The organism is Pseudomonas sp. DSP3-2-3, assembly GCF_049898225.1.
Classification (GTDB): domain Bacteria; phylum Pseudomonadota; class Gammaproteobacteria; order Pseudomonadales; family Pseudomonadaceae; genus Aquipseudomonas.
The window spans coordinates 165,878-177,254 of record NZ_JAFCXH010000013.1; the positions used below are offsets into that span (position 1 = coordinate 165,878).

An 11,377-nucleotide genomic window follows, 5' to 3' on the forward strand; every position below is an offset into this window, starting at 1 on the left:
TCGCTCCCACATTAATCGTTACAACCCGTTCTTAGCCTTGAACTCCCGACGCCGACGGTGCAAGACCGGCTCGGTATAACCGTTCGGCTGCTTGCTGCCTTCGATGACCAGCTCTACTGCGGCCTGGAACGCGATATTGCTATCGAAGTCCGGAGCCAGAGGGCGATACAGCGGGTCATTGGCGTTCTGTCGGTCAACCACCGGCGCCATGCGCTTGAGGCTGTCCATCACCTGAGTCTGATCGACCACGCCGTGACGCAGCCAATTGGCCATGTGCTGACTTGAAATACGCAGCGTCGCGCGGTCTTCCATCAGGCCGATGTCGTTGATGTCCGGCACTTTCGAGCAACCCACGCCCTGATCAATCCAGCGCACCACATAACCAAGGATGCCCTGGGCGTTGTTGTCCAGTTCGTTCTGGATCTCTTCCGGCGTCCAGTTGGCGTTAGCTGCCAGCGGAATGGTCAAGATGTCGTCCACCGATGCGCGGGTTCGTTGCGCCAGTTCGGCCTGACGCGCGAACACGTCAACCTTGTGATAGTGCAGCGCGTGCAATGCAGCAGCGGTTGGCGACGGCACCCAGGCAGTGTTGGCGCCGGCCAGCGGGTGCGCGATTTTCTGTTCGAGCATTGCTGCCATCAGGTCCGGCATCGCCCACATGCCCTTGCCGATCTGGGCCCGACCTTGCAGGCCGCAGCTCAGGCCGATATCGACGTTCCAGTTCTCGTAGGCGCCGATCCACTTCTCAGCTTTCATCTGTGCCTTGCGCACGACCGGGCCAGCTTCCATGGACGTGTGGATTTCATCGCCTGTGCGGTCCAGGAACCCGGTGTTGATGAACACCACACGCTCGCTCGCCGCCTTGATGCAGGCCTTGAGATTGACCGTGGTGCGGCGCTCTTCGTCCATGATCCCAACCTTCAGTGTATTGCGCGGCAGGTTGAGGACGTCTTCGATGCGACCGAATAGTTCGTTGGTGAAGGCCGCTTCTTCCGGGCCGTGCATCTTTGGTTTGACGATGTACACCGAACCGCTGCGGCTGTTACGGCGGGTATTGTTGCCGTTGAGGCTGTGAATCGCCGCGAGGCTGGTCAACAAGCCATCAAGAATGCCCTCGGGAATTTCCTGACCCTGCTGGTCGAGAATCGCGTCGATGGTCATCAGGTGACCCACGTTGCGCACGAACAGCAGCGAACGGCCATGCAGCGTGACTTCTCCACCATCAGGTGCGGTGTAGACGCGGTCGGCGTTCATGGTGCGGGTAAAGGTTTCACCACCCTTGGCAACCTGCTCGGCCAGATCGCCTTTCATCAGGCCCAGCCAGTTGCGATAGACCACGACTTTGTCGTCGGCATCGACGGCGGCGATGGAGTCTTCGCAGTCCATGATGGTGGTCAGCGCGGCTTCCATAAGGACGTCTTTTACACCGGCAGGATCGGTCTGACCCACCGGGCTGGTCGCATCGATCTGGATTTCGAAGTGCAGGCCGTTGTGCATGAGCAGGACGGCGAACGGCGCTGCGGTGTCGCCCTGAAAACCGATCAGCTGGGCGTCGTCCTTGAGGCCGGTATTGCTGCCGCCCTTGAGGCTGATCACCAGTTTGCCGTCGATCAATTTGTAACCGGTGGAATCCACATGCGAGCCGGCGGCCAATGGCGCGGCTTCATCAAGGAAGGCCCGGGCAAAGGCGATGACCTTGTCGCCGCGGACCTTGTTGTAGCCTTTGCCTTTCTCTGCGCCGTCAGCTTCGCTGATGGCATCGGTGCCGTAGAGCGCGTCATACAGCGAACCCCAACGGGCATTCGAAGCGTTGAGGGCGAAGCGGGCATTCATCACCGGCACCACCAGTTGCGGGCCAGCCATGCGGGCAATTTCTTCGTCGACGTTTTGCGTCGTGATCTGGAAATCTGCGGCTTCTGGCAGCAGGTAACCGATTTCCTGAAGGAAGGTCTTGTAAGCCGAGGCGTCGTGAGCCTGTCCGGCATGGGATTGATGCCAGGCGTCGATTTGCGCCTGCAAGTCATCACGTTTGGCGAGCAGGGCTTTGTTCCTGGGTGCCAGCTCGTTGATGAGCTTGTCTGCACCGGCCCAGAACGCTTCAGTATTCAGACCGGTTCCCGGAATTGCTTCGTTGTTCACGAAGTCGAACAGCACCTTGGCGACCTGCAGGCCACCGACTTGAACGTGTTCAGTCATTGCACTTGCCTCACTCTGCTCAGCTTTCTACGCTCGAAGGCGAGCGCTCTTTTATTAGGGATCAACGTTGTGTAGTGCGCGACGCGGCATACTACATGAAGCGTCGTCGGGTGAAAACGAGACTAAATATGTCACCAAGCGACTGGATTTACATGGCCAGTCACGATAAAGAGCCGAATGTTCTCAAAATCGCGCATCGTTGTTCCAGTTAAATCTGAAAATCGTACACAGTCTGGATATTCGAGCGTTCTGAGGTGCTCTTGTCAGCCTTGCCTATACTTGGTCGACGACTACCCGTCAGCAGAAGGAGTTACCTGTGGATCATTTTGTAGTCACTGTTGTTGCACCGGATAAACCAGGCCAGGTCGAGCGCATCGCCGATTGCATCGCGCAACATGGCGGCAACTGGCTCGAAAGCCGTATGTCGCGAATGGCCGGCCAGTTCGCCGGGATCGTGCGTGTGCAGGTGCCGGCGGACAACCGGGAAGAATTGAAAAGCGCATTGCAGGCGCTGGCCGAACAGGACATTCGTGTGCTGTTTGCTGAAAGCAGCACCGAGCCTTCGGTGGGCTGGAAATCCATTGGCATGGAGCTGGTAGGCAACGACCGGCCCGGCATCGTCCGTGACATCACCCGATTGCTGGCTGAACAGGGCGTCAACGTCGAACGCCTGGTAACCGAAGTCAATCCCGCACCCATGAGCAGCGAACCGCTGTTCCACGCTGAAGCGATCCTCGGCGTACCGCTGACCCTTTCCCTGGATTTATTGCAGGAACGCCTGGAAACCCTGGCGGATGATTTGATGGTGGACCTGGTGTTGCGCACCGAACTTTGATCTGTTCGGAGCTTTGACTTGTGGGAGCGAGGCTTGCCCGCGAATCAGGCGCCTCGGTGGATTAGATCCACCGCGTTATCGTTCTTCGCGGGCAAGCCTCGCTCCCACAGGGTCGTGTGTTTTTTGATCAGGTCCTGCGGCGCATCGTCAGCCAGGCATCGACGCTGTAAATCGCCAGCCCGCTCCAGATGAAGGCGAAGGTGATCAGCGTGGCGGTGGTGAGTTGCTCGCCGTACACCAGCACGGCCAGCGCCAACACCAGCGTGGGCGCGATGTATTGCAGGAAACCCAGCGTCGTATAAGGCAAGTGACGCGCTGCGGCGTTGAAACACACCAAAGGCACCAGGGTTATCGGCCCGGCCGCTGCCAGCCATAGTGCCTGGGATGTCGTCCAGAATTCCGCTTGCGCGGTGTGCGCCATGGGATTGAGCAGCAACCAGCCAACCGCCAGCGGCACCAGCAACCAGGTTTCCACGACCAAACCCGGCAATGCAGCAACCGGCGCTTTTTTGCGGATCAGCCCGTAGCAGCCGAACGAAAGCGCGAGCGCCAGAGATACCCATGGCAGGCTGCCAAAGTGCCAGACCTGCTGCGCAACGCCGGTCGCCGCCAAAGCCACCGCCAGCCATTGCAGACGCCTGAGGCGCTCGCCCAGCAGCACCATCCCCAGCAACACGTTAACCAACGGGTTGATGTAGTAACCCAGGCTGGCTTCCACCATGCGCCCGTTATTCACCGCCCAGACATACACCAGCCAGTTGCCAGCAATCAGCGAACCGCTCAGCGCGAGCACCGCCAGGCGCTGCGGATTCTCGCGCAACTCACGCCACCAGCCCGGGTGTTTCCAGACCATCAGCAGCAACGAGCCCGCCAACGCGGACCAGAGCACCCGATTGACGATGATTTCCACCGATGGCACTTCGGCGATGGCTTTGAAGTAGAGGGGAAACAAGCCCCAGCAGATGTAGGCGCTCAGGCCGAGAATGTACCCGCGACGCGGGTTGGCAGCTTGCATAAGGGGTCCTGTTGGCAGGTTATTGTTACGTGCAAGGTTGAAGGGTCGTTGTCTGGCGCAACGTTGGCGCACCGCGCCCTGGCCAGCGCGGCACGCCGGGAAATCAGAACAGCTTCAGCGGCTCCTCGTTGAGCGCCGACAATTGTTCGCGCAGGGCGAGAATCTGATCGCCCCAATAACGCTCGGTGCCGAACCACGGAAAACTGTGCGGGAACGCCGGGTCATCCCAGCGCCGCGCCAGCCAGGCGCTGTAATGCATCAAACGCAAAGCGCGCAGTGGTTCAATCAACGCCAGTTCGCGCGGGTTGAAGTCGTGAAATTCGTTGTAGCCGTCCATCAATTCCGACAACTGTCCCAGACATTCCTGACGATCCCCCGCCAGCATCATCCAGATATCCTGCACGGCGGGACCCATACGGCAGTCATCGAGATCGACGATGTGGAACATCTCGTCGCGCGCCATCATGTTGCCAGGGTGGCAATCGCCATGCATGCGGATGTTCTGATGCGGCGTCACGGCGTAGACATCTTCGACGCGCTTGAGCAGATCCTTGGCCACTGATTCGTAGGCCGGCAGCAGGCTGCGCGGGATGCAGTTGTTGTTCAGCAGGAAATCCAGCGAGTCCTGACCAAAGTTTTTCACCGCCAACGCTTCGCGATGCTCAAACGGCTTGGTCGCGCCCACCGCGTGGATCCGGCCCAGCAGTTGGCCGAGGCGATACAGCTGATCGAGATTGCCCGGCTCGGGAGCACGGCCACCTCGACGCGGGAAGAGGGTGAAACGAAAGCCCGCGTGTTCAAACAGCGTCTGGCCGTTATGCACCATGGGCGCCACGACCGGGATGTCCACTTCCGCCAGTTCGAAGGTGAAGCTGTGTTCTTCGAGGATCGCTTCATTGGTCCAGCGTTGCGGCCGATAGAATTTGGCGATCAACGGCTGGCCGTCTTCGATGCCGACCTGATAGACGCGGTTCTCGTAGCTGTTGAGCGCGAGAATGCGGGCGTCACTGAGAAAACCGATGCTTTCAACGGCATCGAGGACCAGGTCTGGCGTTAGTGTTGCGAACGGGTGGGCCATGCTTACTCCTGCGCGCAGCAGGCTGCCGCGTCGGGCCCGTGATGGTAGCGCAGACCGGGGTCGCTTGGGTCGTTGGCTTTACAGCAAAGTCTCGCGCTGCAACCAAACTGTCATCGTTTGGACGCTGTATCGCCATGTTCTGCAATTAATGTCAGCGCCAATGAGATCGATCTCAAAGGCGTGAACATGAGTGATTTGAAAGAGGTGGCGCGGCTGGCCGGGGTTTCCCGGGCGACGGCCGCGCGCGCCTTTGCTTCCCCCGACGTGGTGCGACCGGCGACACGCGACCAGGTGTTCGCCGCCGCTCGGCAATTGGGTTTCCGACCCAATCGTCTAGGCCGCCAACTGCGTCTGCAAACCACCAATCTGATTGGCGTGGTCGTGCCCAATCTGCTCAATCCGGTGTTCGCCGAGCAGTTCCAGGCCATGGAACGTGCGGCGCGCGCCAAAGGTTACAACCTGCTACTGGCAACCACCGATTACAGCAGCGAGCGCGAAAGTGCGGTCGTTGAGGAATTGCTGCGTCAGCGGGTCGACGGCCTGGTGCTGACTGTCACCGACGCCGAGAGCAATCGCGTCCTGGAAAGTCTGGTCAGCGAAGACACGCCGTTCGTACTGGCTTATCACCAGCCGGGCAATCCGGATTACAGCGCCGTGTCTGTGGATAACCGCGCCGGCATGGCGTTGGCGACCCGCTATCTGCTCGATTGCGGGCATCGCCGCATCGGCATGGTGGCTGGCCCCGCGTTGCAGTCGGACCGCGCCCGCCTGCGTTACGCCGGTTACTGCGACGCCATGAGCGAACGCGGCCTGCCGAGCCTGCCGGTGATCGAAATGCCTGCGCATACCCAAGCCGACTTCGCCGTCATCGAGACCTCATTACGCGGCCCGAACGCGCCCAGCGCGTTGGTCTGCTCCAACGATTTGCTGGCGATCAGCCTTATTGCCGAACTGCGCCGTAATGGCTGGAGCGTTCCGGGCCAGCTTTCGGTCATCGGTTTTGACGGCATCGCCCTCGGCACCCAGATGCATCCGACGCTGTGCAGCGTCGTGCAACCCATTGCGACATTGGCCAGCACTGTGATCGAGCAGTTGCTGGCCCAGATTGCTGGCGCTGCACCGATTTCCCATTGCCTGCCCTGCCATATCCGGCCGGGTGAAAGTACACAGCCCTATGAGGAGACGCTTCATGATCCGCTTCAGTAAAACCCTGGCAGCCTTACTGCTGTGCGGCGTAGCCAGTCTGGCTCAAGCCGCCGAAACAGCCATTTGCTACAACTGCCCGCCGGAATGGGCGGATTGGGGCGCACAGCTCAAGGCAATCGCCGACACCACGGGTGTGCAAGTGCCGCTGGATAACAAGAACTCCGGCCAGTCTCTGGCGCAAATCGTCGCGGAAAAAGCCGCACCGGTTGCCGACGTGGTGTATTACGGCGTGACCTTTGGCTTGCAGGCACAAAAAGCTGGCGTGGTCGGCACCTACAAACCCAAGGGCTGGGAGCAGATTCCGGTTGGTCTGAAAGATCCGGCGGGCCACTGGTTTGCAATCCACTCCGGGACCTTGGGCATCATGGTCAACGTCGATGCGCTCGGTGGTTTGCCGGTTCCGCAAAGCTGGGCCGATCTGCTCAAGCCTGAATATAAAGGCATGGTCGGTTACCTCGATCCGTCCAGCGCCTTTGTCGGGTACGTATCCGCAGTGGCGATCAACCAGGCCATGGGCGGCACGCTGGATAACTTTGGGCCAGCCATCAATTACTTCCAGAAGCTGGCGAAAAATTCGCCCATCGTGCCCAAGCAGACGGCGTATGCCCGAGTGCTTTCCGGCGAGCTGCCGATTCTGGTCGATTACGATTTCAACGCCTATCGCGCTCGCTACAAGGACAAGGCCAACGTCGCCTTTGTGATCCCTCAGGAAGGCAGCATCAGCGTGCCGTACGTGATGAGCATCGTCGACAACGCGCCCCATCGGGCCAATGCCGAAAAAGTGCTGGATTTCACCCTCTCCGATCAAGGCCAGGCGTTGTGGGCCAAGGCTTACCTGCGCCCGGTGCGTGACGTGAAGATACCTGCCGATGTCGCCGCGCAATTCCTTCCGGACAATGATTACGCCCGCGCCGGAGTGGTGAATTACGAGCACATGGCCGCCGTGCAGGAAGCCTTCGCAGCGCGCTATCTGAGTGAGGTCAAGTAAGTGACCGTTTCGGTTCTGAAAGCTCAGGCCGCGGGTTCGGGCAGACGCGCATTCTTGCGTCTGCGCCCGACTGCGGCCTGGGCGCTGGCTCCGGCAATGGCCGTGTTGTTCGCCTTCTGGCTGCTGCCATTGGCGCATCTGGTTTTGCTGGGCGGCGAAAACCGCGACGGCAGCAGTGGTTACTGGCAAGTGCTGAGCAGCGCGCAATATCTGGGCAGCCTGGCGCAGACCTGCGTGCTCGCCGTGGTGGTGACGCTCGCGGCGTTGCTGGTCGGCGGCATCAGCGGGGTGTTTCTCGCCCGCCAACGGTTTTTCGGCCGCTCGGCGCTGGTTGCGTTGTTGACCTTTCCCCTGGCATTTCCCGGCGTAGTGGTGGGTTTTCTGGTGATCCTGCTGGCGGGTCGCCAAGGCTTGTTCGCGATGCTGGGCATGGAGCTGGCGGGGGAAAGGTGGATCTTTGCTTACTCGCTGATCGGCCTGTTCATCGGTTATCTGTACTTCTCGATTCCACGGGTGATCCTCACGGTGATGGCGGCGTGTGAAAGTCTGGATCGCAGCCTTGAAGAAGCTGCGCACTCCCTGGGCGCCGGACATTGGCGAGTGGTGTGCGATGTGATCGTGCCGGGCCTTGCGCCAGCCCTGGTGTCCTGCGGCGCGATTTGTTTCGCGACGTCCATGGGCGCGTTCGGTACCGCATTCACGTTGGGCACCCGGCTCAATGTGACGCCGATTGCGATCTACAACGTGTTCACCAATTACGCGAACTTCGTCGTTGCTGCGGCGTTGTCGGTGGTGCTGGGCGCAGTGACCTGGGCGGTGCTGTTGCTGGCGCGACGTCTGGTGAAAAACTCGGGGACTGTTCTGTGAAGCGTTCCACACTGTTTGTTGCGCAGCTGCTGTTTACCTTGCTGGTCTGCGCCTTCATGTTGGTGCCGGTGGTCATGTCCTTGCTGGCTGGCCTGACGCGCAATTATTTTCAGGGGCTGTCGAGTGGATTGACCTTCGACTGGCTGATTCAAGTCTGGCAGGCCTATTCGCCCACGGTCTGGTTGTCGCTGCAATTGGCGCTGGCCTGCGCGGTGTGCGTTTGCGTGATTGGCGTGCCGGCGGCTTACGCTCTGGTGCGCATGAACAATCGCTTCAGCCGCGCCTTTGAAGAATTGATGGTCTTGCCCGTGGCCATGCCCGGTTTGGCCAGCGCCTTGGCGTTGCTCCTGACGTATGGGCAGTTCGGCGGCTTTCGCAGCAGTTGGCTGTTTATTCTGGTCGGCCATGTGCTGTTCACCTTGCCATTTCTGGTGCGCCCAGTGATGGCGGTGATGCAGCGCCAGCATTTGCCCACGTTGGAGGAGGCTGCCGCCAGCCTGGGTGCGGGGCCGATCAAGCGCTTCTTCAGCGTCGTGGTGCCCAACTGCCGCGCCGGGATTCTCGCCGGGGTGTTAATGGTCGTCACCTTGTCGTTGGGTGAATTCAACCTGACCTGGATGCTGCACACGCCAATGACCAAAACCCTGCCGGTGGGTCTGGCCGACAGCTACGCCTCGGCGCGGCTGGAAGTCGCCAGCGCCTACACCCTCATATTTCTGCTGATGATCGTGCCGCTGCTGATTGCATTGCAGGCCATCAGTGCTCGCCTGTCCCGTGGAGAGAGTCGATGACCGGAACCACCATTCGCCTGCAGGGCTGCCGCAAGGCGTTCGCTGACGGCACCGTCGCCGTGCAGGACCTGAACCTGGCCATCGAACCCGGCGAAACTCTCGCGATTCTTGGTCCGTCCGGTTGCGGTAAAACCACCACCTTACGCTTGATCGCCGGGCTGGAAAGTCCGGACGTCGGCCAGGTGTTCTTCGACGATAGCGATGTCACGCGCCTGCCCATCGAAAAACGCGATGTCGGCATGGTGTTCCAGAATTACGCGTTGTTCCCGAATCTGGATGTGGCCGGCAACATTGTTTACGGCCTGAAGATTCGCGGCATGTCACCCGCCGAGCGCAACAAGCGTTGTGCCGAATTGCTGGAACTGGTCGGCTTGCAGGAGCACGGCAAACGCAGCATTCATGAGTTGTCCGGCGGCCAGCGCCAGCGGGTTGCTCTGGCTCGTGCGCTGGCGCCACGGCCTCGGGTGTTGTTGCTCGACGAACCTTTGGCGGCTCTGGATGCGCAATTGCGCGAGCGTTTGCGCAGCGAGCTGGACCAGCTGCTGCGCGGCCTCGGCATCACTGCCGTGTTCGTGACCCACGATCAGGGCGAAGCCATGGCGCTGGGCGACCGCATTCTGGTAATGGAGCAAGGCCGCGTCGCGCAACTGGCGACGCCGCGTGAAATTTATCAACAGCCGGCCAACGCCTTCGTCGCCGGTTTCGTCGGCAACCTCAACGCGTTTGCCGTGGACGGGCGCACGGCAGACGGCTTGAAAGTCAGCGGTGGCGAGCTGCCGTGGACGGGTTCGAATCTGCCCTCGACCGTGTATTGCCGTCCGGAGCATCTGCGGGTAATGGACGGCGAAGGTCACGTGCGCGGGCGTCTGGTCGGGCAGTTTTTCCAGGGCGCTCAGAGTCGGCTGTTGGTGGATGTCGGTGCTGCGCAGCCGTTGCTGGTCGATAGCACCGACAACGTCATTCATCTGCCCGGTGCGCTGATTGCCCTGGCAGTCGAGCCGCAGGTGTTGTTTACCCTGTGAAAGCCCCATCTGTGGGAGCGAGCTTGCTCGCGAATAAAGTTTGTCAGGCTCTGGATATCTTCCGGATGTACGGCCTCTTCGCGAGCAAGCTCGCTCCCACCAGAATCATTTCAATTCAGTAGTTGTTTTGATGGAAATCTATTGTGAACCACCCATTCCTCATTGCGCAGATCAGCGATCTGCACCTTAAAGCCGGTCAAAAACTGACCTACGGCGTCGTTGATACCTTGGGCGCATTGCGTCGTGCGGTTGATCATCTGAACGCCAGCGTGCCGCGCCCCGATGTTGTGGTCATCAGCGGTGATCTGGTGGATTTCGGTCGCCAGGACGAATACGCCGTGCTGCATCCAGAGCTTAAGCGCCTGCACATGCCGTTTTATCTGGTGCCGGGCAATCACGATGATCGCGAGCATCTGCTGGCCGAGTTTGCCGATCAGTCCTATCTGCCGATCAGTCACGACAAGCCGCTGGATTGGGTCGTCGAGGAATATCCGCTGCGGCTGATCGGCCTGGACACCAGCATTCCCGGCTCCCACGGCGGGCAACTGATGGAAAGTCAGTTGGCCTGGCTTGATGAACATCTGGCGCTTCGGCCGGATGCACCGACGTTATTGATTCTGCATCACCCGCCCTTCATCACCGGCATCGGCCATATGGACGGCGAGCCGTTCATCAATCGGGCTGAGTTCGAAAAGGTCATTGCTCGCCACCCACAAGTCGAGCGCCTGCTGTGCGGGCATTTGCATCGGCCAATGCAGCGACGTTTCGGTGGCAGCTTGAGCTGCATCTGCCCCGGCACTTCGCATCAGATCGTGCTCGACCTACAGGAAGATGCCCCGGCGCATTTCAATCTGGAGCCAGCGGGCTACCTGCTGCACCGCTGGCATCCGGTGGAAGGATTGGTCACCCATAACGCAGTGTTCGGTGAGTATCCGGGGCCGTATCCGTTTTATGACAGGAACGGGTTGATTGATTGAGAATAAGGTCAAGGTTCGACCCACGGCTTGGCGAGCGCCAGCGTGATGAGGTAGCGCTCCTCTGTGGGGCGCTTGTCGTCCCGGAAGCGATTGACCCCCAACATCACCTGATACTTGTCGCCCGCCTGCCAGTAGGCCGTGCCGCCTTTATTGACGTCGCGCAATCGGGCACGCCATTGCGGAGTGTCGGCGAAAGAGGGAAATATACCGGTCAGGATTGGATGCCAGCCAGCGGTGCGCCATTGCGCCTGCAAATCCAGCAGGATCTTCAGCGTGTCGTCGAGCAATAGCGGCTCGATTTGGGGGGACATGCGAATATTGCCGACCATCCCTTTAGCATCAAAGCTTATGGTGAAGAATCGCGCTTGCGGTGTAACGAAGCCGTATTGGATGTCCATAAAG

10 protein-coding genes and 1 pseudogene are annotated in these 11,377 nt (G+C 60.1%); 7 read left to right on the forward strand and 4 right to left on the reverse strand.

All coding sequences use genetic code 11. From position 1 onward, the window contains the following. Positions 1-18: 18 nt before the first annotated feature. A complete protein-coding gene (locus ACP7E4_RS16945; protein WP_426116226.1) occupies positions 19-2,196 on the reverse strand; it encodes a malate synthase G in 2,178 nt (725 codons plus the stop codon). Positions 2,197-2,512: 316 nt separating this feature from the next. Here ACP7E4_RS16945 and ACP7E4_RS16950 point away from each other — a divergent pair, with 316 nt between their 5' ends. Continuing rightward, positions 2,513-3,031 (forward strand): glycine cleavage system protein R, encoded by a 519-nt coding sequence (locus tag ACP7E4_RS16950; protein ID WP_426116228.1) that lies wholly within the window; start codon positions 2,513-2,515, stop codon positions 3,029-3,031. A 127-nt stretch (positions 3,032-3,158) separates the two neighbouring features. Here the strand turns inward: ACP7E4_RS16950 and rarD are convergent, their stop codons facing one another. Continuing rightward, positions 3,159-4,046, reverse strand: a complete 888-nt coding sequence (rarD, locus tag ACP7E4_RS16955) for an EamA family transporter RarD (RefSeq protein ID WP_426116230.1) — start codon at positions 4,044-4,046, stop codon at positions 3,159-3,161. A 103-nt stretch (positions 4,047-4,149) separates the two neighbouring features. Continuing rightward, a complete protein-coding gene (locus ACP7E4_RS16960) occupies positions 4,150-5,124 on the reverse strand; it encodes a serine/threonine protein kinase (RefSeq protein WP_426116232.1) in 975 nt (324 codons plus the stop codon). 186 nt (positions 5,125-5,310) lie between these two features. Between ACP7E4_RS16960 and ACP7E4_RS16965 the strand changes: the two genes are divergently transcribed. The 6 genes from ACP7E4_RS16965 (at position 5,311) to ACP7E4_RS16990 (ending at position 10,975) form a co-directional block, all read left to right on the forward strand. Further along, a complete protein-coding gene (locus tag ACP7E4_RS16965; protein ID WP_426116234.1) occupies positions 5,311-6,330 on the forward strand; it encodes a LacI family DNA-binding transcriptional regulator in 1,020 nt (339 codons plus the stop codon). Continuing rightward, a complete protein-coding gene (locus tag ACP7E4_RS16970) occupies positions 6,314-7,318 on the forward strand; it encodes an ABC transporter substrate-binding protein (RefSeq protein WP_426116236.1) in 1,005 nt (334 codons plus the stop codon). The genes ACP7E4_RS16965 and ACP7E4_RS16970 overlap by 17 nt, the downstream gene beginning before the upstream one ends. Positions 7,319-7,414: 96 nt before the next feature. Then, positions 7,415-8,185, forward strand: coding sequence for an ABC transporter permease (locus ACP7E4_RS16975; RefSeq protein WP_426116255.1), 771 nt, complete (start codon positions 7,415-7,417; stop codon positions 8,183-8,185). Next, positions 8,182-8,976 (forward strand): ABC transporter permease, encoded by a 795-nt coding sequence (locus ACP7E4_RS16980; RefSeq protein ID WP_047577649.1) that lies wholly within the window; start codon positions 8,182-8,184, stop codon positions 8,974-8,976. Before ACP7E4_RS16975 ends, ACP7E4_RS16980 begins: the two co-directional genes overlap by 4 nt. Further along, a complete protein-coding gene (locus tag ACP7E4_RS16985; protein ID WP_426116239.1) occupies positions 8,973-9,998 on the forward strand; it encodes an ABC transporter ATP-binding protein in 1,026 nt (341 codons plus the stop codon). Before ACP7E4_RS16980 ends, ACP7E4_RS16985 begins: the two co-directional genes overlap by 4 nt. A gap of 143 nt (positions 9,999-10,141) precedes the next feature. Beyond that, positions 10,142-10,975, forward strand: coding sequence for a phosphodiesterase (locus ACP7E4_RS16990; RefSeq protein ID WP_426116241.1), 834 nt, complete (start codon positions 10,142-10,144; stop codon positions 10,973-10,975). Positions 10,976-10,983: 8 nt separating this feature from the next. Here ACP7E4_RS16990 and ACP7E4_RS16995 read toward each other — a convergent pair. After that, positions 10,984-11,377: pseudogene (locus tag ACP7E4_RS16995) on the reverse strand (hypothetical protein); the annotation flags it as partial.